This window comes from Collinsella aerofaciens (genome assembly GCF_005845035.1).
In the GTDB taxonomy this organism is placed as follows: domain Bacteria; phylum Actinomycetota; class Coriobacteriia; order Coriobacteriales; family Coriobacteriaceae; genus Collinsella; species Collinsella aerofaciens_I.
Genome location: NZ_SPFO01000015.1, coordinates 31,719 through 55,739, shown reverse-complemented (window position 1 = coordinate 55,739; position 24,021 = coordinate 31,719). Strand labels below are relative to the sequence as shown.

16 protein-coding genes and 2 tRNA genes are annotated in these 24,021 nt (G+C 59.1%); 4 read left to right on the top strand and 14 right to left on the bottom strand.

The window, feature by feature from the left end; all coding sequences use genetic code 11:
• Positions 1 to 752: 752 nt before the first annotated feature.
• The 10 genes from FGQ67_RS07585 to FGQ67_RS07540 form a co-directional block, all read right to left on the bottom strand.
• Positions 753 to 825 (bottom strand) — tRNA-Lys (locus tag FGQ67_RS07585).
• 28 nt (positions 826 to 853) lie between these two features.
• Positions 854 to 2,134 (bottom strand): aminopeptidase, encoded by a 1,281-nt coding sequence (locus tag FGQ67_RS07580; protein WP_138341072.1) that lies wholly within the window; start codon positions 2,132 to 2,134, stop codon positions 854 to 856.
• Between the two features lie 89 nt (positions 2,135 to 2,223).
• Positions 2,224 to 2,799, bottom strand: coding sequence for an ABC-2 transporter permease (locus tag FGQ67_RS07575; RefSeq protein ID WP_022093792.1), 576 nt, complete (start codon positions 2,797 to 2,799; stop codon positions 2,224 to 2,226).
• A complete protein-coding gene (locus FGQ67_RS07570) occupies positions 2,800 to 3,678 on the bottom strand; it encodes a phosphoribosylaminoimidazolesuccinocarboxamide synthase (RefSeq protein ID WP_138341079.1) in 879 nt (292 codons plus the stop codon).
• 118 nt (positions 3,679 to 3,796) lie between these two features.
• Positions 3,797 to 5,362 carry a sensor histidine kinase gene (locus FGQ67_RS07565; RefSeq protein ID WP_040360026.1) on the bottom strand — a complete coding sequence of 522 codons (1,566 nt, stop codon included), beginning with the start codon at positions 5,360 to 5,362 and terminating at the stop codon, positions 3,797 to 3,799.
• A gap of 11 nt (positions 5,363 to 5,373) precedes the next feature.
• Entirely contained in the window at positions 5,374 to 6,096 is a 723-nt protein-coding gene (locus tag FGQ67_RS07560) for a response regulator transcription factor (RefSeq protein WP_006236208.1), read from the bottom strand.
• Positions 6,097 to 6,249: 153 nt separating this feature from the next.
• On the bottom strand, positions 6,250 to 7,461 hold the full coding sequence (locus FGQ67_RS07555) for a twin-arginine translocation signal domain-containing protein (RefSeq protein ID WP_138341070.1): 1,212 nt from the start codon (positions 7,459 to 7,461) through the stop codon (positions 6,250 to 6,252).
• Positions 7,461 to 7,724: a TIGR03905 family TSCPD domain-containing protein gene (locus FGQ67_RS07550; protein WP_022093796.1), complete on the bottom strand. Its 264-nt coding sequence runs from the start codon at positions 7,722 to 7,724 to the stop codon at positions 7,461 to 7,463. Before FGQ67_RS07550 ends, FGQ67_RS07555 begins: the two co-directional genes overlap by 1 nt.
• 128 nt (positions 7,725 to 7,852) lie before the next feature.
• On the bottom strand, positions 7,853 to 9,199 hold the full coding sequence (purB, locus tag FGQ67_RS07545) for an adenylosuccinate lyase (protein WP_022093797.1): 1,347 nt from the start codon (positions 9,197 to 9,199) through the stop codon (positions 7,853 to 7,855).
• Between the two features lie 425 nt (positions 9,200 to 9,624).
• Positions 9,625 to 9,699: transfer RNA gene (locus FGQ67_RS07540), tRNA-Gly, on the bottom strand.
• 297 nt (positions 9,700 to 9,996) lie between these two features.
• Here FGQ67_RS07540 and FGQ67_RS07535 point away from each other — a divergent pair.
• Positions 9,997 to 13,428 (top strand): SpaA isopeptide-forming pilin-related protein, encoded by a 3,432-nt coding sequence (locus FGQ67_RS07535; protein WP_138341069.1) that lies wholly within the window; start codon positions 9,997 to 9,999, stop codon positions 13,426 to 13,428.
• A gap of 67 nt (positions 13,429 to 13,495) precedes the next feature.
• Here FGQ67_RS07535 and FGQ67_RS07530 read toward each other — a convergent pair whose 3' ends face one another.
• Entirely contained in the window at positions 13,496 to 13,714 is a 219-nt protein-coding gene (locus tag FGQ67_RS07530; protein WP_022094153.1) for a hypothetical protein, read from the bottom strand.
• Between the two features lie 21 nt (positions 13,715 to 13,735).
• Positions 13,736 to 16,906 (bottom strand): hypothetical protein, encoded by a 3,171-nt coding sequence (locus FGQ67_RS07525; RefSeq protein ID WP_138341067.1) that lies wholly within the window; start codon positions 16,904 to 16,906, stop codon positions 13,736 to 13,738.
• A gap of 198 nt (positions 16,907 to 17,104) precedes the next feature.
• On the opposite strand from FGQ67_RS07525, the gene FGQ67_RS07520 reads away from it, so the two are divergent.
• On the top strand, positions 17,105 to 18,127 hold the full coding sequence (locus tag FGQ67_RS07520; RefSeq protein ID WP_138341065.1) for a helix-turn-helix transcriptional regulator: 1,023 nt from the start codon (positions 17,105 to 17,107) through the stop codon (positions 18,125 to 18,127).
• Positions 18,114 to 19,031 carry a helix-turn-helix transcriptional regulator gene (locus tag FGQ67_RS07515; protein ID WP_138341063.1) on the top strand — a complete coding sequence of 306 codons (918 nt, stop codon included), beginning with the start codon at positions 18,114 to 18,116 and terminating at the stop codon, positions 19,029 to 19,031. Before FGQ67_RS07520 ends, FGQ67_RS07515 begins: the two co-directional genes overlap by 14 nt.
• Here FGQ67_RS07515 and FGQ67_RS07510 read toward each other — a convergent pair.
• On the bottom strand, positions 19,028 to 21,922 hold the full coding sequence (locus FGQ67_RS07510; protein ID WP_138341061.1) for a helicase C-terminal domain-containing protein: 2,895 nt from the start codon (positions 21,920 to 21,922) through the stop codon (positions 19,028 to 19,030). The genes FGQ67_RS07515 and FGQ67_RS07510 overlap by 4 nt on opposite strands.
• Complete coding sequence (locus FGQ67_RS07505) at positions 21,916 to 22,881, bottom strand: D-alanine--D-alanine ligase family protein (protein ID WP_035136496.1); 966 nt, start codon at positions 22,879 to 22,881, stop codon at positions 21,916 to 21,918. The genes FGQ67_RS07510 and FGQ67_RS07505 overlap by 7 nt, the downstream gene beginning before the upstream one ends.
• An 85-nt stretch (positions 22,882 to 22,966) precedes the next feature.
• Between FGQ67_RS07505 and rlmN the strand changes: the two genes are divergently transcribed.
• Positions 22,967 to 24,019 carry a dual-specificity RNA methyltransferase RlmN gene (gene rlmN / locus FGQ67_RS07500; protein WP_055287295.1) on the top strand — a complete coding sequence of 351 codons (1,053 nt, stop codon included), beginning with the start codon at positions 22,967 to 22,969 and terminating at the stop codon, positions 24,017 to 24,019.
• The last annotated feature ends 2 nt before the right edge of the window (positions 24,020 to 24,021 follow it).

Genomic DNA, 24,021 nt, shown 5'->3' with positions numbered 1-24,021 from the left:
CCGGTTCTCAAGGTGCACGCCCCGCGGCTGATCCGGTCCGACCGGGCCGCGCGGCAAGGAGATATATTGCCAGACCGGAGGGGCCCCGTGGGCGGGAATCGCGCACTCCATATTTTGTTCACAAATGAATAGGTCCCTCAGTCGCATCACTGGGGTTAAAACTGAAGCATTGGCTTCTGATATTGGCGATGACCAGCTGTTTTATGAGTATTGAGACATCGGTCATCTCTGGAGCGCTACTTTACTCCAAAGGCATCAGCTATTTGTTTCCCATCGGTAAAAGGCTGGTTTTGTTCGCCAAGCGTTCTTATATATAGAGAAGTTCGGGTTCGAACCCATGCACCGGCAACAAAAAAGCGATCAACCGGAGTTGACCGTCTCAACAATCTTTGGGTGGGCCGTCAGGGGTTCAGCCTGCTTCGCAGGCGGCCGCTGCGGCGCTTTCGCGCCTTGCGCGCTGCGCTGGCAAACGCTCACGCGTTTACTCAGCTCCGCGCCCCGACGGGTTCGAACCCATGAAAGGGCGACAAAAAAGACGGCCAACCGAAGTTGACCGTCTCAACAATCTTTGGGTGGGCCGTCAGGGGTTCAGCCTGCTTCGCAGGCGGCCGCTGCGGCGCTTTCGCGCCTTGCGCGCTGCGCTGGCAAACGCTCACGCGTTTACTCAGCTCCGCGCCCCGACGGGTTCGAACCCATGAAAGGGCGACAAAAAAGACGGCCAACCGAAGTTGACCGTCTCAACAATCTTTGGGTGGGCCGTCAGGGGTTCGAACCCTGGACCTTGGGATTAAAAGTCCCCTGCTCTGCCAGCTGAGCTAACGGCCCGCGGGTGGCATTGTACCACGGTCTGGGACTATTCCCAACTCCATTGGCCGTTCTGGAAAATCACAACTTCACGTCCATCAGGCGTAATGCCCACAATATCGATGTCGTCCGTGCCGATCATAAAATCGACGTGCGTGCTCGAGACGTTAACGCCATGCTCCAGAAGCTCCTCCTTGGACATGTCATACCCACCCTCGATGCATTCGGGGAAACCGACACCTAGCGCGAGATGGCAGCTAGCGTTCTCGTCATAGAGCGTATCGTAGAACAGAACACCACTTTCGCGGATCGGCGTGTTCTTGGAAATGAGCGCGACCTCTCCCAGGTGAGCAGCGCCCTCGTCAGTATCGATGATACTTGCGAGCGTTGCCTTGCCCACGCGGGCGTCGTAGTCCACCACGCGGCCGCCCTCGAACTTAATCCAAAAATCTTCGACCTTATTGCCGTGATGGATGAGCGGCATGGCCGAGTACACGATACCGTCGGCACGCATGCGATCGGGCGAGGTGAAGACTTCCTCGGTGGGAATGTTGGGGAAGAAGGGGTGCCCATCGGGCGTCTTGCCCTTGCCGCCGGCCCACTCGTGACCTTTCGTCATGCCAATCGTCAGATCGGTTCCATTTGCCGCGGTGTAATGCAGGTAGTCGAAACGATTGTCGTTCAGGAAACGCAGGTTCTTTTCGAATGCGGCGTCATGGAGTTCCCAGTCGCTCTCTGGGTCCTGGCCATCGGCGCGCGCGGTGTGCAGAATCGCATTCCACAGCTTATAGATTGCAACCTCATCGGCGTCTCCCGGGAACACCTCGTGCGCCCAAGCCACGACCGGAGCGCCGGCGATGCACCACGGATTGATGTTGTAATCCAGTCCACGGCGGAAAACTTTGCACTGCGTATTCCTCGCCTTTGATGCCGCGGCCGGCTTGGCTGGATCGATGCCCTTGAGGGCCGCAGGATCCGCACCCTCGATAAAGACAAAGCAGGCACCATCCTGGGCCAAGGAATCCAGCTGCATGCGCTTCCACTCGGGCGTCTGCTCAAAATAGCTTTTCTCGACATGCTCGTACGTGAGCCTCGTCACGGCATCATCGGCCCAAATGACCGTCACGTGGCCGGCGCCGGCAGCATAGGCCTCCGCGACCACCACGCGCGCAAACGGCGCGCACTCGACCGGAGACTGAACGACGACCTCCTGGCCGGGCTTGACGTTTACGCCCTTGCGGACGACCAGGCGCGCGTAGTTTTTAATCTTGGGCTCCAGGGCCTTCATGCCCTCCAGAGCCTCTTCGACCGTCAGGGCAGCTCGAATCATGTGCCACTCCATCTATCTATAGAACAGTAAAAAGGCGCGCCGCAAAAACGACGCGCCTTATATCTTAGCGATAAGTATGTATGCAAACGCTACTTCTTCTTGGAGTCCTTCTTGTCCTCCTCGGCAGCCGCGCGCTCAATAAGAGCGTTGAGCTTGTTCTCGGACATGCCCTCGGCCTGCGCGCGGTACATGTTGCGCAAGGGACGAATACGAGCGAAGTCATAGATAAAGTCGCCCAAAATGATGACGTAGGACAAAACAATGCCGACCATCTGGACAGGGCTGGACACCATGCCAGCGGGAGCGAAGTACAGCGAGGCCCAAATTGCCACGACGAGCACCATGCCAATGGCGAGCACAATCCACCAGATGCGACGGCGCTTGGTGTAGTCCTCGTCCTGCTTGAGGAGGATATTCGACACCGTATAGATGCGGTCCTCCTTGGCGCGCTGCTTAGCCTTGCGGGCGCGCTTCTCCTCTTTAGAGAGGCCCTCGAGGTTCTCGCCCTTCTCGAGCTCTTTGCGGCGTGCCTTAGACGAAGCCGGCACGACGCGAACGGAGCTCGCTGCTTGGCGGGCGGGCTTAGCAGATGCGGCAGACTTGCGCGCAACCCCGGTAACTTCGTGGGATTGCGTGCGCTTGTTCGTGGCGCTACGGGTACTCACTTATGCGTTCTCCTTCATGCTTGTGAACTGGGAGCCCGTGATGATCTGGAAGGCCTCGCGATAGCGCTCGGACGTGCCATCGATGACCTCGGCGGGCAGGTGCGGGGTCTCCCCCGTCATATCCCAGTTGGCCTTGAGCCAATTGCGGACGAATTGCTTGTCGTAGCTAGGCTGGATCTTGCCCTCCTCGTAGCTGGCAGCAGGCCAGAAACGGCTGGAGTCGGGCGTGAGACACTCGTCGATCAGCGTGACCTTGCCATCAATAACACCAAACTCGAACTTGGTGTCGGCAATGATGATGCCACGGGTCGCGGCGTACTCGGCGGCAGCCTTGTAGATCTTGAGGGAAAGGTCACGAATCTGCGTGGCGATGTCCTCGCCCACGATCTCGCAGCAACGCTCGAACGAGATGTTCTCGTCGTGGTCACCGATCTCGGCCTTCGTGGACGGCGTGAACAGCGGCTCAGGAAGCTTGGAAGCCTCGGTCAGGCCCTCAGGCAGCTGGATGCCGCAGACGGTGCCGTTCTCGTCGTAGGTCTTCTTGCCCGAACCGGTCAGATAGCCGCGGACGATGCACTCGATAGGAATCGTCTGGGCCTTCTTAACCAGCATGGCGCGGCCAGCGAGGTAGTCACGATACTCAGCAAACTCCTCGGGGAACTCCGCCGGGTCGATGGAAACGAGATGGTTGGGGACGATGTCGGCAAACTTATCGAACCAGAATGCCGAGATGCGATTGAGTACCTCTCCCTTAAACGGAATCTCGTCGGGAAGAATGAAGTCGAACGCAGAAATGCGGTCGGTGGCGACCATCAGCAGGTTGTCACCGGCATCGTAAATATCACGAACCTTGCCACGGGAATCCGGACGACGCTCCATCGTTGTCACGTGAGTCACTCCTTACCTAAATACGACAGAAATGCGGGTTCTTTCCCGCATGTTTTCGCAAACTCGGAGCGGCAGGGACGCGGCCCCTCCTTCACCGAATAGCGAAAAGCTAGTGCTCCATTGTAGTAGATGCCGCGTCTGCCGTGTGCTCGCGGGGCAGATGAATTGTAAAAGTCGTACCCTTTCCAAGCTCCGACTCCACGGATATGTAGCCATGGTGACGCTCGACGATCTGCTTGGTCACGGCGAGGCCAACGCCCAGGCCGCCAGCTTCGCGGGCGCGGCTGGCATCGGCGCGCCAAAACCGCCCGAAGATGCGCGACAAATCGTCCTTGGCAATACCGATGCCGGTATCAGAAACGGCAATGCTGACGTGCTTGCGGTCACTGAGCACCGACACCACGACCCAACCGCCCTCGGGGGTGTAGCGCATGGCGTTGCTCATGAGGTTGATAACACATTGCGTGATCATGTCGGGATCGGCCTCGACGACATCGTCGTGACCCTGGGTCTCGTCCGCAAAACGCAGGCGCAGATCGCGGTCGACAAACAGGCGCTCCTGGGCATTGACGATGGAACGCACGAAAGGAACCATGTCCACCGGCTCAAGGTTGAGCGGAGCCGTGCTGTTTTCCATGCGCGACAGGTCGAGCATCTGCTGCACCAGACGAGCCAGGCGGCGCGTCTCGGAAGCAACGGTCTCCAAATGCTCATCGTCGGTGGGATACACGCCATCCTGCATGGCCTCGACCGTTGCGAGCATGGCCATAAGCGGCGTGCGAAGCTCATGTGCAACGTCTGAGGTCAGGCGCTTCTCGTGTTTCATATCCTTCTCGAGCGAAGTGGCCATCTCATCGAAGGTCTCACCCAGCTGATCGATCTCGTCATCACCGCGCAGTCCCGTGCGAGCCGACAGGTCGCCGTCACGGATTTGCTTTGCGGTACTGGTGATGCGATGAATCGGCTTGGTGAGCATGCGCGACACGAGCGATCCGATAACGACCGAAATGCAGATTGCAACAACCGCGGCGAGGGCCATGGCGTTAAAGGTCTTCTCCCTAAACGCAGAGTCCGCCTTGGTGAGCAGAGCGTCGGAGCCGATGGCCCACAGCTTTACCTGTCCGACATGCTCGCCGGAAGACGTTACAATCTCGACGTTAGCAACGCTATCGGAGTCGGTTGGAGCAGACGAGACCGGGCTATGCGATGCCCTCTTGCCGCTCGTGTCGTCGGTCGTAGCCTGGTTTTCGCGTACATCGGCGGTGGCGCTTGCCGAGGGCCAGGAATCGTCATAAACGATCACGCCCTTTTTATTGACGACCTGCATGCCCAGATCGTCGGAAACCAAACTCGACGTTGCGACCGTGCGCAGTTCTCCCGCGGTCCAAGAGCCGTTTTCCTCATATGAGGTCGCCAACTTCTCGGCAGCGGAATTTGCGATTTCGACGATATTGGAGCGTGTGTAATCCGAAAAGACTGTGCCCCACACAACAGAGACAACGCCCACCAGCACCAATACTGTCATGAGCGATGTCAGAGCAAAAGCAAGTGCCATGCGCGAGGGATAGCTCATCGTTGGCCGTGAATCGGAACGAGGCGTGTTCCAACTAGCCTTGGAACCCGCCTCGCTCTCCTGCTTGTGCTTTTGTCCGATTTCAAAGCGCGCAGGTGTCATATGTGATTTCCCTATTTCTCGTCCGACTTATCGGTCTTGGCCGGAGCCTCGAAGCGATAGCCGACACCATGGACGGTGTAGAGCCACTTGGGCTTCTTGGGATCATCGCCCAGCTTGGCGCGAAGATTCTTCACGTGGCTATCGATGGTGCGCTCATAGCCCTCAAAGTCATACCCGAGCACTTTCTCGACCAGCTCCATGCGGTTATACACACGGCCGGGATGGCGGGCAAGCGTGGTGAGCAGCTTGAACTCGGAAGCCGTCAGATCGACTTCCTTGCCCTCGACCAAGATCTTGTGGCCCGAGATATCGATGACCAGATCGCCGAAGTCGAGTACCTCGACGGCGGGCTCGTCGGCCTGATGGGCACGGCGGAACAGAGCGCGAACGCGGGCGACGAGCTCGCGCGGCGAGAACGGCTTAATCAGATAGTCGTCGGCGCCGAGCTCAAGACCGATAATACGGTCCTCGATCTCGCCCTTAGCCGTCAGCATGATGATGGGGACATCCGAGGTATCGCGAATGGTGCGGCAAACGCGCTCGCCGGGGATCTTGGGGAGCATAAGGTCGAGCACGACCAGGTCGAACTGATGCTTCTCGAACTCCTCGATCGCGGACTGGCCGTCGCCGACGCCCACAACCCAGTAGCCTTCGCGCTCGAGATAGGCAGCGACGGCGTCACGGATTGCCTTCTCATCCTCGACCAGCAGAATCTTTTTTGCATCTGAAGCCATAACACGGCCCCCCTGTCTCAATTAGCTAAGAACAAGCCCATTTTAACGCACCTGAGCCCGCCAGATGCCGCTATGACGCGGCAGCTCGGCGGGCGGTACTCACAATTACAACGCGTTTATTCCCCTGTTGGCGCCTTTTTAACCCCTCTAAGCTTAAAGAGAGAATAGGCGTGCAGTGACTGTCTCTGGTATACCCTGGCTGTTGCGCACCGTGGCGTACGTAAGGAATGAGTCCGACTTTCCCGCCGTAGCTGGATAATCGCCATACTCCAAAGCGCGGTCGGGCGACAGCAGCGAGCCATAGGTCTTGGCAGAGGTGTCGATCAGGAAATGCGACGCCTGTACCTTAACAAGGTATTTATTCTTCTTGCCAGCCGCACATGCAAGCGGCTCGCGGGACAGGAAGAGATACGGCCCTCCCTCATTACCGATATACGTGCCCATGTTGCCCAGGCTGCCCACGCCACTATAGGCCGCCTCGATAGAAAACACGAAGGTATCGCCCATATATACGGCCTCGAAAGGCGAGACTGACGAGGGAAGAACTAGCTGGGCACGTTTGGTGTTGTTGCCGTCGGTCAGATCGATTGCCGTTATGCCGTAGTAGACGCCCTCGTCGTTGCGGACACGCGGCGAGATGGTCAAAATGCCGTCGCTCGCGCGCGGGGCCGATGCAAAGCGACCCGTCGATTTCCAAATTATCTCGGCCTTGGATTCATCAAGCGAGCGACGATAGCAAAACGAATCACTACTCGTTTTATTGCCGCCTGCCGAAGGCATTTTATACCAGATAACCGATGACCCGAACGCCGTAAACAGGGGCGGATCATAGTCCTTGCCACCTCGATCGAGCTCAACCACATCGCCAGAGAGCGAAGCGCCCGACAGATTTTGAGCGTAGAGCTTCCACGATGAATTGGCAAAGTTCATCTCAACCCACGCGAATACGCCGTCGCCGGCACGGACATCGTAGAATGCGTATCCCGTGCCCTCGATAGGATCCTCGATTAATGTGGTTAGCGAGCCATCGCCCAGGTTGAGCACACCGAGTGTGTTGGCGTGCAGTGCCGATGCGGGCGCCATCATCGCCGCGGCGTAATCGCCGTCGCAGTAGTACAGCAGCGTACCCAGAGGCAGCGTCCATGACGCCGCCGGCTCAAGATCGATGTCGACTGCCTCGTACTCATCCGTAATCGAGATGATTTTGGAATCATCCTTGATAACCTGCGGCTCGCCGGCGGCATCATCGCTGGTGCCCGTTTTTTTCGAGCATCCGGCAAGCACCGTGGCAGCGCCCGCGGCAGCCCCACCGAGTACAAAGCCGCGACGCGATATTCCGTTCTTGATGTGATCGGCGATACCCATTAGGCGATCTCGGCGCGAGCGGCCTCGATGGCGCGCGTAAGCTGGTCGGCGCAGGAGGTCTTTTTCATACCGCAGGTATTACCGGCGAGAACCTCGATTACGCGATCGGCAGGAGCGCCCTCGACCAGCTTGGAGATTGCCTTGAGATTGCCGTCGCAGCCACCGGTAAACTCAACGCCTATCACCTTGTTGCCGTCATCGGAAAGGTCAAGGTGAATATTGCGAGCACACACGCCCTGAGGCTTGTAATCAAACGAAATCATGCGATCCCCTCTCAGAATGTTATTCGAGACGACTATTATCCCCGTCTTTCCCTAAATGCAACGAGGCGCTTTGCCGGCAACACACATTACCAGCAAAGCGCCCTAAAAAGCTAACGTTATGCCCGAACCTACTCGAAGCTCAGCTGCTCCAGACGATCAAAGACCGTGTCGATACGGGTGAGGAAGTCCCATGGATCAAAGATCTCGTCGAGCTTCTCCTGGCTGACGGTGCAGCGCGGGTCGGCCTCGAGACGCTCCTTAAAGGTGGGGCCGGAGACACAATCCTGTACCTCGTGCCAGGTTGCCATGGCGTTCTCCTGCACAATGGCGTACGCGTCCTCGCGGGTGATGCCCGTATCGACGAGGGCGAGCAGCACCTTGGAGGAGAAGATGAGGCCGCGGGTCTTATTGAGGTTGGCCATCATGCGGGCAGGGTACAGCTGCAGGCCGTCGATAACGCGAATGAGGCACTGGAACATGTGGTCGAGGGCGATGAAGCTGTCGGCCTGGGCGACGCGCTCGGCAGAGGAGTGCGAAATGTCACGCTCGTGCCACAGGGCGACGTTGTCGAAGGCAACCTGCGCGTTGGCCTTCACGACGCGCGACAGGCCGCAGACCTTCTCCATGGTGATGGGGTTGCGCTTGTGCGGCATGGCGGAGCTGCCCTTTTGACCCTTACGGAACGGTTCCTCGGCCTCGAGTGTATCGGTCTTCTGCAGATTGCGAACCTCGGTAGCGATGCGCTCACAGGTGGCCGCGGTGGTGGCGAGAACGCCGGCGAGGTAGGCGTGATGATCGCGGCTAATAACCTGCGTGGACAGCGGGTCGTGAACCAGGCCCAGGTGCTCGCAGACATATTCCTCGACAAACGGCTCGATGGAGCTGTACGTGCCGACAGCGCCCGAGATAGCACCGAAGGCAACATTCTTGCGGGCGTCCTCAAGACGGTCCAGATCGCGCTTGAGCTCCCAGGCCCAAGAGCCAAACTTCATGCCAAAGGTCATCGGCTCGGCATGGATGCCATGAGTACGGCCGGCGCAGAGCGTGTTGCGCTCCTCGAAGGCACGACGCTTGCAGATCTCGCCGAGTTTCTTGACGTCCTCGATGATCAGGTCGCAGGCCTGGGTGAGCTGGTAGCACAGGGCCGTGTCGCCCAGATCGGAGCTGGTCATGCCATAGTGAACCCAGCGGCTGGGCTTGGGGTCGCCCTCGGGAACATCGGCATCGATGTATTCCTTCATGTTGGTCAGGAAGGCAATGACGTCGTGGCGCGTGACTTCCTCGATCTCATCGACCTTCGCCTTCTCAAAGTTGGCATGGTCGCGGATCCACTGGGCCTCGTCTTTGGAAATACCGATCTTGCCGAGCTCCGCCTGGGCCTCGCAGGCCAGAACCTCGATTTCCTGCCAAATGGCGTACTTGTTCTCGAGGGAGAAAATGTGTCCCATCTCCGGGCGGGTATAGCGATCGATCATAGCGGCTCCTTTTTGGTTATTGGCACGTTGGTCGTAACCCAACCATTGTACCGTGCGCAGGTGCAAGTATGGGCAGCAGGCATTAACCTAACATTTTGGGATTGGAGCGGGCAACGGGACGCCCGCGTATTTGCTTCGCAAATCCGCACCGGCTGCGGTGGCATACCGAGACCCGGGGAAGTGCGGGGGCAAAGCAGGCCGAATCTACCATTCCCGAAATCTTCCTTGCTCCATGGAGCGGGCAACGGGACGTCCGCGTATTTGCTTCGCAAATCCGCACCGGCTTCAGGCGCCTGTCGGCGCCTGCGCCTGCTCGCTACAAACGCTTCGCGTTTGCTTAACGCTCGCACCCTGTCGGGTTCGAGTCCCGGCACTTTATTGAAAAAAGCACGGCACCGTGATGGTGCCGTGCTTGTGCTCTTAACTGGAGCGGGCAACGGGACTCGAACCCGCGAGTGTCAGCTTGGGAAGCTGATGCCTTACCACTTGGCGATGCCCGCTTGTGTGTTGGCTAGTATAACGCGGTTGTCTTGTTCGATACAAGGGTGTCGATGCTTGTTTTAGCTGTGGAGAATCGTTTGAAAATCGCGCCAATTGTGGAGATGAGGACCTTTGTCTTTCTTTTCTTACCATCTTCTACCTGCACTTTTATCTGATTGTTGTATTTGAGCTCGATTTGTCAGAAATCGGGCAAGCTTTTGGTCAGGCTCCGGTACTTACCCGCATGAACCTCGGGGGTAGCCTCATCCTACGCGTCGCAACCTCCCCATGCGGCGCACGAGGGATAAGGAGCAGCCATGTCCAACGCACCCACGCACTCTGTCCACAGCGCAATCGCAACAGGTCCGCTGCTCCTGCTCCTCTTCCTGCTTTTCGGCTACCTGGCACCAGGAGCCGCATTTGCCGTCGATGGCTACGACCAGCTCGGCTTCCGCACTATTAGCGATGATTGTGGGCCCTTCTTCATCGGCAAGTATGAAGCTCAAGACACCTCGATTGCCTACTGCATGAACCAGGAGCGCCCCGGCCCCACCAAACCGGGCGGCCCATGGCTCAACTTTGATCAAGGCTGGGTGTGGCTCGACGACGAGTTCGCGGCAATCGTTTGTCACGGATATCCCACCACCACGTCGTTTGGCGGTTACCATCTTTCACCCGATCGCGCCCGCGCCGCCACCCAGCTTGCCGTATGGATGCTCAACGGCACTACCCATGTCGACGGCACCTACTCCTACACGACCGCTCAGGGTAAAACCAAGAGCGGACACTTTACCGCCGACAATGAAGTCGTGGCGGCTGCGCGGTGGCTCCACGACAGCGCAAAATCAGGAAGCATCAAAGCCGCTCCGCACCGCGCGCGACGCTATCTAGGGGCCGTATCGGGCGGCAGCAAACGTCAAGACATGCTCTATGTACTGCCGGCGGTGTCTGTTTCCTTCCAAAAGCAGTCTGCTAACACCGTTATTACCAGCGGAAACAATACCTATCAGTTTACCGGGGCAACATTCGATATTTTTGAGAGCGCCAGCGGCGCGCGTGTCGGCACCATCAAGATGGACAGCAACGGTCGAGCGCAAGCAACACTTCTGCCCAACACGGCATACTACCTAGTTGAAACGAAGGCGCCGGCCGGCTATGTCCCCCGCCACGATCGTATTGCCTTTACCACGGGGAATGACGGCGGGCGGGTCGCCATTGATGAACAGCCCGGCACCATCAACCTGCGTATCGTAAAACTCGATGCCGCGACGAATGCCGGCCCCCAGGTGGGAGCTTCGCTCGCAGGAGCAGAGTTCACGTGTGTGTCGCAATCAACCCCTGGATGGGCACAAATCCTCACGACCGACGAAAGCGGTCGGGCCACCCTCGCCGATGTCCCCTTAGGAACCTTTTCCATCTACGAATCAAAAGCCCCCGAGGGCTACCTGCCATCCAACGACAGCTGGACCTATACCGTTGGAGCCGACCAGCTCGGCGATTCAGGCGTGGTCGAGATCGAATCTCGCGTTTCCGATATCCCCATTGCGTTTAACCTTGAGATTTCCAAATTCAAGGATTACGGCAATAGCGACCAATCCGGCCTGGAGCAGCCGGCGGGTGGTGTTGTCTTTGAGGTTGTCAGCAACAGCTCTCAGCAGGTTGTTGGCACACTGACCACAAACATCTATGGCTTTGCCTCCACCGAAGATCAGCCCGAAGCATGGTTCGGCACAGGCAAGCGACTCGCCGGTGTCCACGGAGCCGTCCCATACGACCGTGCCGGCTACACGGTTCGCGAGGTTCCGGAAACCGTCCCCGAGGGTTTTAAACGTGCAGGGGAATGGACCGTCGGGGCAAATCAGATTTCCGACGGCGCCGAGCTTCAATATATCGTGGACAACCACGCTCTGTCGACGCATCTCCAGATTGTAAAACGCGATGCCCAAACAGGCGCTTCTGTTCCCCTAGCCGGATTCACCTTCCAACTCCTCGACAGCAATCACGAACCTGTCTCACAAACTTGCTGGTATCCAGCACATAACGTAATGGACACCTTTACGACTGACGCGACCGGGACCGTCACACTGCCCGAATCGCTCGTGCCGGGCACCTATTATGTACGCGAAACCTCGGCCAAAGAGCCCTATCTTGTCAGCGAAGAAATCGAGGTAAACATACCCGCCGACATGAACCTAACGCCCGTTGCAATCGCCTCGTATTATGACCGCGCCGCGACCGGAAATATCAGGATCGTTAAAACCGATGCCGTAGACGGCAGCAGCCTCGCGGGCGCCATCTTTGAGATCCGTGCCTCGGGTGATATCGTGCGCCCCGACGGTAGCATTGCCGCACTCGACGGTGAGACTGTCGCTACCGTCACGACGGATGAAACTGGAGAAGCACGCGCGGACAACCTCCCACTGGGATCTGGCACCGCACGCTACGAGGTTGTCGAGACTCAAGCGCCGGCAGGCTTCTTGCTCGATCAGACAACCCATATTGTCGACCTTACTTATGCCGACCAGAAAACACCCGTTGTAGAAGCACGGCTTAACGTATCCGACGATTACACCAAGGTTGATATCTCCAAGGTCGATGCAAGCGGTGAGCAGGAAGTAGAAGGCGCACGGCTCACCTTATATGGTCCCGATAAAACCGAAATAGACTCCTGGACCTCATCCGACAAGCCACACCGCGTCGAACATCTTGCACCCGGCACCTACTCGTTGCGCGAAATGATGTCTCCGCGGACCTATGACCTTGCCGAGGAGATAACGTTTGAAATAAAGGATACGGGAGAAGTCCAATCCGTCGCGATGAAGGATGCGCCCATCGAGATCAAGGGGCAGGTCGACAAGCGTCAGGAACTTGTCCAACCTATCGAAAAGGGCCTGTTGGCTAACGGCGATGGTAAAAACCGTGCCGCGATGCAAACCAATACGGATGGGCTTTTCTCCTATACCATCGACGCTCGAAACGATTCAACTACCTGGGTTGATGAGTTTACAATTACCGATGATCTTGAGTGTGCCGAGGACGATACGGCGAGATTCGTCTCAATCGAAACCCCCGTCGCCATCGGCGACCTCAATGGTCTGTGCAACGTGTGGTATCGCACGACGCCGTTGGACTCGACAGACGTCGATGAGCCGGCAAACGCGACACTTGACGATGGGCACGAAAATCCTTGGCTTGAGTCCGACGAAGTAAGGGAAAGTCTGGGTGAGGATTGCCGCCTCGTCGATTACGACGGCTGGCACCTCTGGAAGGCGGATGTCTCGACCACGGAATCCACCACACTCGAGGCGAAAGAACTCGACCTTGCGTCCAATACCGTCGTAACGGGCATTCGCATTGAATACGGTGCGGTAGCCGCCGGCTTTACGACTCGAAGCGATGCGGATTCTTGGACCCGCGATGATCTCAAAGATGAGCACGACGACCTTGACGATGCCAAAGCAATCCTTGGCACAGACGCTCGGGGCGCAATCGTGCACATGCAGGCGACGTCGGCTTATACGCCCCAAACCGCACTCACCAACAGCGCACGCGTCGATCTTTGCCGCAACGGCGGCGGCGATAAACTTGAGTCACATGACGAGGACCGTGTCATTCAACGCTGTACCCTACCGCAGGACCTACCGGCAACAGGATCAGTTCCCATCGCCGCTTGCATCACCGCGCTCCTGACCTCGGGTGCCGCAGCCCTATGGTTCGCTCGCCTTAGGTCGACCCCAAAGAAGCGCTAGCGCGATGAAAAAGCGGGCGAGCCAGTCCCCCTGGCTCGCCCGCTTTCAATCATGTAAATCGCCGTATCTACTCTGCAGACGAAGATCCACCATCAACGATTGCCTGCTCGGACTCAGGAATCCCATCGGCACCCGTACTCTGTTCTTGCTCCACCTCTTCGCTGATTGCGGAGGCGGGGGTCGAGCCCTTTGCACCCACGATGTAGGCAGCCCCAAATCCTAACGCAATGGCAATCAAGGTCAAAATCACGTAGACAGGCCAATGGCGCTTAATATACGAAAACACGTTGACTCCTTAGAGCTCCGTCTACGAACGGCGGATAACCTCGGTCACGACCTCGGATACCGTGGCAATGTTCGTCGGGTTGACATTGTGGGGCAGGTCGTCCTCGGTACGAGCGCAAGCCAGACGCGTGCCGTCCACGCCGGCGATGGTGAGGGCTCGGCGGCTCGCCTCGAGCGCGGCATAGGCATCGGTCTTGGCATAGGGCATCTCGAGCGCGCCACAATCGACATGGAACGACTTGCACACCTTGCTGACCAGGTTCATGATGCGGCGATCGCCCTTGAGCAGCTGCTGTTCGCCCTCGACCGTCACCACCGAAAGCCTACCGGCGCCGACGGATTCAAGATTGATGAAGAATACGCCGCGGAGTTTATCGCGATGCGAAGCCAAGAAGGCCTTCATGCCGGCGCCATCACAATCCGAGGCGCCCGTTGCCACAAACCAGATATCGTGACCGAGCAGCTCATCATCGCCCATAGAGGCGACAGCCGAGAGCATATCTTCGGAAGAAGCGCCATCGGAAGACGTAGCGCCGCCCTTCCAGCCATCGTTATCGTCCTCGAAGTTATCCCACGAACCGATACCGCGACCGGACTTCTTGGCATCGTAATCGTCTTCGACGCCCAGCCAATCACTCATGCTGTCCTGCTCGTTTTTCCTTTTACGACCGAACAGGCCACCCAGGCCGCGTTTGCGAGACTTGGGTGCCGCCGGGGCGGGAGCCGAAATGGTCTCGATCGGCTGCGCGCCCGACGCAACGGGCATGGGAGGCACAACGGGTGCCGATGTGGGTTCGGGACCCTGGGCGGTAGCAAAGGGGTCGTTGACCTGTGCGGAGGGGTCGGGAAGGTCGAACAGCGACGTGCGAGACGCAACGTTTGCCTGCTTCATAGACGGCAGCGACGGATCGGGGACCGAAGCCAGCGGAGACGAGGAAGGTGCAGGCGACGGTGCCGACGCCGGATCGGGAACATTCACCTGCGGACGCGGCGATGCCTGGGAGGAAATCTGGGCCATAAGGGAATCGACTGTTTCGTCCTGGGTGGGAGCAACATCGGCAACCGTGGCACCGGAACCACTCGGGGTCGGCATGGTGAAAATCTGCGTGGAGTAAGGCCTCGACTCATCCGTCTCGGGAGTCTCGGAAACCGCAGGCACTTCCTCCTGCTCGACCTCGGTCGAATCATCTTGCTCGGCTGCCGCGTACTGCTCTTCGTCAGAGTTGGCCTCGACGGGCTCGTCCTCGGCAGCATCCTGAATTTCGGCAGCATCAATGGGCTCGTCATCGTCTGCCGCGTCGTCCTGCTCATCGGAAGCAGGAAGGGGCTCGGCAATCGCGGTGCCTTGCTTTTCAAACGTTATCGTGGAATCGAACTGCGCGGCATCAAACGACATGGTGCTATCGACGTGCTGCTGGGCCTCGAAAGACGTCGTCGCCTCAACAACATCCGCGGACGTCGGTTGCTGGGACTCAAAGGACGTTGTAGCTTCGGCGGCGTCGACGGGCACGGACTGCATAGCCTCGTTCTGCTCGAACTCTTGCGCTGCGAGCTCGCGTGCCGCCTCGGCTGCCTGCTGCTGAGCGATAGCCTCCTGCTCGGCAGCCTCGCGTGCGGCAGCGCGTTTCTCCTCGAAATCGTCGACAAATTTCTTGCCCTTTGCAAGCGCACCCTTAAAGAAGTTGGAAGCGCTGGCGCCAATCGACGAGAACGCCGATGCAATGTCGGCATGGGGCGTTGCCGCGGGAATCTCGGCCGAGAAATCAGTATCGCTCTCGTAAGACACGCGCCTCGGCTGTTCAACGTAATCGTCGTCAGACTCGTCCGCAACGTCTTGCGCCGGCGCGGCGGGAGCCAAAATGTCCAGTCCTGCCGCGGGATCGATCGCGGACACCGCCTCGGGCTCGGCAACGGCAGCGGTAACCGCGGCAGACTCATCATCCACGGTGACGACGGGGGCAGACTCGGGCTCAAACGTCGGCTCCTCGCCCTCCTCGTAATCGAGCGTGCAGGACTCGGGAAGCATTCCGAGCGCACGGATGGCATCCGAACCAAAGCGGATGTTGCCGGCGGCATTGCGATAGAGCTTGGGCTCGGCCGCGGCAGGCTCCTCCGCCGGCTCGGCAGCGGGAACCTCGTCATTGGGCTCTTCGGCCTGGACAGCCTGATTCTGGTCCTCGGGCACGATGGCGCCAATCAGCGTCTCGTCGGCAGACGCACCCTCAAAGCCCTCGATCTGCTCGTCGAAAGCCTCGCCCTGTTCGGGCTCGGTTTGAGCGTCGGGAGCAATCGGCTGACCGAACTCGTCCTCGGCGTAGGTAGGCTCTTCATACTCGATGGTGTTGCCGTAGTCGTTTTGCTGCTGGGCCGCGGCATACTCCGCCGCTGCGCGCGCCATTTCCTCGGCACGACGTTTCTGCTCCCCGAAATAGGTATCGAACGGAACATCGTCGGGAAACTCGTTTTCGCCCTGGAAGGGAGCGACGTTGTCCATAACGCCGAGCATAGCGGCGACAGAAGACTTGTTGCACACCGCGCCGGACGTATAGGGAAGAATGTGGCGGTTAGAGATGATGTTTGCCGCGTTGACAAGTGCAACGAGGGAAGCGAGGATCGCGACAATCCACAGCAGAACCTTTAGCGCGCCGGGGAGCGGCAGGATACGCAGGATGGCAACGGCAGCAGGGGCAACCGTGGCAACGGGCAACAGCTTGGCGATGAGCGCACGATACGAAGCATAGGGCTCGCGGGCGAGCAGCTCAGCACGGGGAGAGTCGTAGTGTGCGACAACGACCACTGGGCGGTTGCGCGGAGACGCGAGCGGACCCGAGGCCTTGTGGTAGGCGATGACATTTTGGCTCACGCCCGTCTTGCCCAGACGCGAAACCACGGGGTGACCCGTGCGCTCGAGCACGTAAAGAACGGCGCCGACAATAGCCAGCAAGGTGCCGACCAAGCCGATACCGCCGCCGATGCCCATCAGCAGGGCGCCGGCAAACGCAAGAATACCGGTAACGGCAAATGCCAGCCTACTGGGCGCCGGGGCATTGAACTCCTGAACCTCGGGATCAAAGCCGTGGTTGCGGAAGATCTGAGCGATATCCTCGGCAGCCAAGCGCTCTTCTTCGCTGCATGCCGGCGTAATGCCGGTGTTCTGCAGCAGGTGGTTAATATAGTTCTGGGTGTTCGCCATGTGCGCTCCACATCCATAATCCGACAAATAGGCCCAATGCATGCACATTAGAACCGTATATAGTCGAAAGTATACCCCGAGCGAGCGCAAACGACCGAATTCGGGCCATCTTAACGCCCCGAGCGGACAAGGATATAGCCTAATCTCCATATCGGACTAAAATCATGGCAGCAAACCACCTTCTCATGCGAGGACTCTATGACGGCAAGCGACGCGACCGCGACAATTAAAAAGGGAAATTCGGAGCCCGGTTTCGATAAAACGGCTCAGCGCATCCTCAATCTTTTCTTTGTGCTCAACAGCTCCCCCGAACCGCTGACGACCGAGCAGATCGTCTTGGATTCTGACCTGGGATATGGCTCGGGCAACATAGACTCGGATAAGCGCAAGTTTCGGCGCGATCGTGACAAACTGCTCGAGCGTGGCATCTTAATCAAGGAGGTTCGCCCCGCCGGTGCGCAGGAGACCGAGGAAAGCTCGTGGACAATCGACCGCGAGCACACGTTTGCTGCAGGCGGCCTCATCACCGCAGACGACGCCGACATCCTGCTCAACGCCATCGACCAGACGCTAGCGGCCGGCTCTTCCGCCTTTGCCGCGCCGCTTGCCGATATTCGCTCCAAGATTGCCTATCTCACCAGTAGGACGGCGGTGGACGAAGTACCGATCCGCCGCTCTCCCACCGTCGATGCGGTTTGGAGCGCCTTTGCCGAGCGATGCGCGCTGCGATTTTTATATCAGAACGGACGCGGCGAGCAGAAAGAACGTACCGTCTGTATCTACGGCATGTTCGAGCGCGAGGGCGTGGCGTATTTCTGCGGCCTCGACAATGTTACCGACGGCATCAGGACATTCCGCTGCGACCGTATCGTTCGCGCTTGGCGTCCTTCGAAGGCCTACGCCATCCCTGCGGACTTCAATCTCAACGACTATCTGTTCTTTGAATTCGATTTTGCCGACCGGCCGCCCGTTGCAGCCACGTTCTCGTTCGCCCCTCAGACGCAGATCGATATGATCAACGGCCTCACGCGCGGGCGAGGTGAGCTCGCACACACCGATGCGGGATGGACCTGGACCGTTGGCGTGCGCGATCTTGAAGCCGCCGCCTCATTTTGCATGGCCCACGCCATGGACGGCATGAGGCCCATGGCCCCCGAATCGCTCAAGCAGGCGTGGAACCACCTCATTGAAAGGACGGTGCACGAGCATGCCCGTGCGTAAACTCACCAGCGAGCAGAGACTCTCGCGCGCCATCGACATCATGGAGGCCCTCTACGCCGCCGGCGAGAACGGCATGACACGAACCGAGATTTGCAGCCGCTTTGACATCACGGGGGTGTCGCTCGACGAGATTCTCGAGATTGTCTCGACGCTCGCAGACCGAGAATCGGGCGCGCGCATCATCTGCGAATGCCGCGGCGAGCGTGTGGCCCTCACTGGTGACGCCGGGCGTGTGCTACCGTTGCGCCTGAGTACCGCCGAGGGCGCTGTGCTCAACCATGAACTTGAATCGTTGGGGATCGAGCCGCAAACGGCAGCTCGGATTCGACATGCCCTTCTACCCGAAGAGCTCGGCTATAACCAGCGCGTCTTTGACACCGTCAACCACGGGTCGCACTGGCAGCAGCTGAGCTGCGCCATTCAGGACGGTGTTCGTTGCCGCATCTCGTATCGCTCGATGGACGATGCGCGGCCACGCGAGCGTCTGGTCGACCCTTTGCGCATTACGGTAAACGGCGACCAAACATACCTGATTGCCTGGGACATCACAGTCGATGAGCAGCGCACCTATCGCATGGATAAAATCGAGGAACTCGCCTTGACGGAAGACTCCGTCGTGCCTCACACACCGGACGTCGCATCCCTCCGCGATTCCCTTGCCCGGACGCAGCGCAGCGCAAAGCTCTTGATGCCATTCGATATGGCGGAGCATCTGGACTGGGCCGGCATCACCCTAATCGAGCGCGGCGGGGCAGACATGGCAACGGTAACCGTGCATTACGGCTCCGAGCGTTGGCTGCTGAGCCAGATAATCGCAGCGGGCGGAGCCATCCACATCTTGGATGACCCCGCCCTGTCAAAGCGCCTGTGCGATATGGCAAAAACCCTCGTCTGTCCGCTTTAGCGCCGCCGCTCGTGGCGTGCGCGCCACAGTTGCAGATAGTGACCGATCTGCGCCGATTCGATGCGCTGGTAGGAGCTCGTGGGCAGCGACGTTAAGAACTTCTTTCCGTAGCCCTTCGTCACCAGGCGCGGGTCGGCCAGAATCAGCACGCCGCAATCGGTCGACGAGCGGATAAGGCGGCCGGCCGCCTGCTTGACCTCGAGCACTGCCTCGGGCAGCGAATAGCGCGCCCAAGCGCGGTCTTCGCGCAGGTTGCGCTCGCACGAGAGCGGGTCCGTGGGACTCGAGAACGGCAGCTTGGGAATGATGACGCAGCGCAGCGTCTCGCCGCTGGCGTCGAACCCCTCCCAGAAGGCCTTAAGCGCAAAAAGCGACGAGGTCGGCTCGTTGATAAACCGATCGCGCAGGCGACGAGGAGATGAGTTGCGCTGCTGGCAGTTGAGCTCCAGACCCGCACGGGCCATCTTGGGCTCAACGCGGGCGTACAGGTCTTCCATGTCGCGCCGATTGGTGAACAGTGTGAGCACCGATCCGCCCATGGCAAGATGGGCGTCGACCAGCACGCGCTCGAGCGCCGTAAGATAGCTCTCGCGATCGCGCGGATCGGGGATATCGCCCGCAACGACTACAGCCATGTTCGAATCGAAGTCGTAGCTCGAGTCCAAGTGCAGCGATGAGGATGTTGAAGCACCGATGCGATCGAGGCCGACCGCGTGGTTAAAGTGTTCGAAGCTTTTGGACACCGTCATGGTCGCCGAGGCAAAGATAGCCGTGTGAACCTCGGGCAGCCACTCGGTTGCCAAGGCCTCGCCAATGTCGATGCGCTCTGCGGTCATTGACTCTCCGCCGGCACGCAGTCTGCGATTGACCTGCAGCGAATACACGTAGTGTTCATCGGTGCCATCAATGATGAGTTTGAGGTTCTCGGCCAGCTCGTGCAGGCGGCGCGAAATATCACCCAGGTCGACAACAACCTCGGGCTTGTCGGCGGCGACGGCTTGCACCAGCGCGTCGACGCTCTTGTCAGCCTGTTCCAATGCGTCGATGGCAGTGTAGGCCGACTGCAAGAAATCATGCCAGTCGTCAGATTCGCGCAACTCGGGGCCAATCCATAGATTGGCATTGTCATAACCCCCACGGGCACGGCGACCGAGCTCGCGAACGCCATCGAACACGTCGGCGATTGTCATGCTCGCGCGCGCAACCGTCGACGTTGCCTTGGCAGTAAGGCCCAGATAGAGCGTAGAGCCCTCGGAGGTTGCCAAATCACGGGAAACCTGGCTTAGCGCGCCGGTGCTCGAGCCACCCAGGCGCTCAAACAGAACGCGTGATTCGTCCGCCGACACCACGCGCGCCCACTGACGGCGCGCCTCGCGCTCGATGGAATGGGCCTCGTCGATTACCCAATGACGAATCGGAGGTAAAATCCTGCCCTCGGCCGCGACATTGCGGAACAGCAGGGAATGGTTGGTGACCACCACATCGGCATGCGCCGCACGACGGCGAGCGCCGTGGACCAAACATTTATCAGGGAAAAACGGGCAGAGGCGACGAGCACACTCGCGCGAGGCCGTCGTAAAGTCGGGGCGGTTGACGCTGCGCCACCGAATGCCGAGCGAGTCGAGGTCGCCATCGGCTGATTGGCAGACGTACGCCATAATGACCGCGACCGCCGTGAGCGTGTCCGCCGGATCGCGCTTGGTGGTAATCTCGACCTGGCTGCGGCTCATGCGCTCAAGCTTGCGCAGGCACGGATAGTGGTCATAGCCCTTGAGAGCGCAAAATGACAGGCCACCGTCCAGTTGCTCGGCAAGTTTTGGCAGCTCATGGTACATGAGCTGGTCGGCAAGATTGTTCGATTTGGTCGCAATACCAACCGTGATGTTGTTACGGCGTGCTGCCTCGGCAAAAGGCACCAGATAGGCCATCGATTTGCCGACGCCCGTGCCCGCCTCAATTACGCGATGTGTGCCCGTGACCAGCGCATCGCGGACCTCGAGCGCCATCGCGATCTGCTCATCGCGCGGCTCATACGTGGGATACATGCGATTGACCAGGCCGCCCGGGGCATAGTCCGCCTCGATTTCCTCGCGGCTCGGCATCTTAAGGACCGGCAGCTCGTCCGCATCAACGCGATCATCGGCCCGATCGGCCTTGAGTACGTCGGCGCGGGCGGCGCTGAGAGAGAAGATGGAACCGGGATTCTGTCCCGCCAAGAACGAGAAGATGGGACGGTAGGACCAGGGTACGTCGGGGTGCATGTCGGCCAAGCGCGCCATTAAGCCCTGGGGCAAGTCGGTGAGCGCCACGAGCAACACGCGCCATACGCCACACAGGGCGTCGACATCGGCGTTGGCGCGGTGCGACACCGAGTCGCAGCCAAACAGGTCGGCCATAAAAGACAGCTTGTGCGAGGCCAGGCGCGGAAGTGCGATGCGCGACAGTGCCAGCGAATCAATCCAGATGTCGCTGACGTTGACACCGCCCTTGACCGACTCGATAAACGAACGGTCGAAGGTGGCGTTATGCGCAATCACCGGGCAGCCGCCGACAAAATCGGCGAGAGCAGCCACGGCATCGACGGCCGATGGGGCATCCACCACATCGGCATTTGTAATGCTCGTGAGCTCGGTAATCTCGGCGGGAATCAGTTGCTTGGGATGCACGAAGGTATCGAAGCGGTCGACGACCTCGCGGCCCGAAAGGCGGGCCGCCGAGATCTCGATCAGCTCATTGTCCTGCACCGAAAGACCCGTGGTCTCGGTATCGAGGACGATCACATCTTCCTCGATAAGGCCGAAGGACTGCGTTTTGGCGCGCTCGGCAAGCGTGGCATAGGAGTCGGTGACAAACTGCGGCGTTCCTGACGAAACCGCGTCCTCGATTAGCATGCAATGCCCGCTCGACGAAGACCCATACGGATTAGGCTGTCACAGACCTGCGGGAACGTCATGTCGTCGGTGTGGCGGATCTCATCCGGATACAGCGACGTATCGGTCATGCCGGGAATGGTATTGGTCTCGAGGATAACGGGGCCGTCCTCGCTCACGATAAAATCGCTGCGCGAGATGCCCAGGCAACCGAGGGCCTTGTGAGCGGCACAGGCAAGCTCCTGGGCACGAGCATAGTTCTCGGGTGAAATCTGCGCCGGAATGCGATGGATGTCCGTAGGGTCGACATATTTCACGTCCAGATCGTAGAACTCGCAGTCCTCGGGCTTACGGATCTCGACAATCGGCAGGGCGCGCACGTCATCTTCACCGTATACGCCAACGGTGATCTCGGTACCCTCGATGCACTTCTCGACCAGCACTTTGTCGCCGTACTCAAACGCCTTGGCGATTGCCGCGGGCAGCTCGGAGGGCTCATGGACCAGGGAAATGCCATAGCTGGAACCGTTGACGGCCGGCTTCACAAAGCAGCGCTCGCCACAAACCTCGACGATATGATCGATATCGACTTCATCGCCCACCTCGAGCGCAAGGCCGGGGGCAATGGGAATGCCCGCCTTGGCGTACAGGAGCTTAGAGACCTCCTTGTCGGCACCGCAGGCGCTGGCAAGCACGCCCGAGGCCGTGTAGGGGATACCCAGGGTCTCCATGGCGCCCTGCATGGCACCATCCTCGCCGCCGGCACCGTGCATGGCGATAAACGCCACGTCAAAGCCGCCGGTCGCCATGGTTACCATAAAGTCATCAGCGGCCGTGTCGAGCAGCTCCACCGAGGTGTAGCCGGCTTCCTTCAGTGCCACCACGACGTTCTTTCCCGAATTGAGCGAGATCTCGCGCTCAGCGGAATGACCGCCCGCCAAGACCGCTACGTGCATGTTCTCTAGGCTTTTACCCGGCATGGGCAGACTCCTCCTCTATAATTTCTGCAGCTGATACCATATTGTAGCGATACCCTCTACGTTTCCCCAAAATCGAAAGGCTTCCATGAATCCCAGGACTAAATCTCAGGACATTCGCGACTTGAGCCAAAACGATATTCGCGAGCTCGTGGCCGAACTTGGCCAGCCCGCCTTCCGCGCGAAGCAGCTAATTGAATGGGTCTTTGAGAAGAACGTTTGTTCGTTTGACGATATGACCAACCTTCCCAAGGCTTTCCGCGAGCAGCTTAAAGAGGCTTTTGCCTTTGACACGCCGACTGAACTCACCAAGCAAGTTTCCAAAGATGGCTCGCGCAAGTATCTGCTCGAATACCACGACGGCGTTTCCGTCGAGACTGTCGGCATGCCCCGTCGCAACAAGCTTTCCGTCTGCGTTTCCACCCAGGCAGGCTGTGGCATGGGCTGCGCCTTTTGCGCTACCGGTCTCAACGGCCTCAAGCGCTCTCTGACCGCTCAAGAGATCGTCGACCAGGTACTTCATGTATCCAACGACTTTGGCGAGCGCGCCACGAGCGTCGTCTTCATGGGCCAGGGCGAGCCGTTTGCCAACTACGACGAGGTTCTCAAGGCGTTGCGAATCCTCAACGACCCCGATGGCATCGGTATCGGTGCTCGTCACCTCACCGTCTCTACCAGTGGAGTTATTCCCGGTATTCGCAAATTTGCCGACATCCCCGAGCAGTTCACGCTTGCTGTTTCACTGCATTCCGCCATCCAGTCGACGCGCAATAAGCTCATGCCCGGTGTTAAGAAGTACACGCTGCTTCGCCTTCACGAAGCGCTTCAGCTCTACACCGAGAAGACTGGCCGCCGCCCGACCTATGAGTATGCCATGATCGAAGGCGTCAACGATACGAATCCCGAGATGCAGGCGCTCTGCGACTTCTGCGAGGGAACGCTGTGCCACGTTAACCTCATTCAGCTTAACGACATCGAGGGCAGCCCACTCAAGCCGTCGCCGATTCATAAGGTTGAGGATCTTCAGCGTCGTCTTGAGTCCCGTGGCATCGAGACCACGATTCGTAACTCCCGTGGTAACGATATTGACGCCGCTTGCGGACAACTGAAGCAGCGCTTCAAAGTTCAGAAGAACGCATAGGG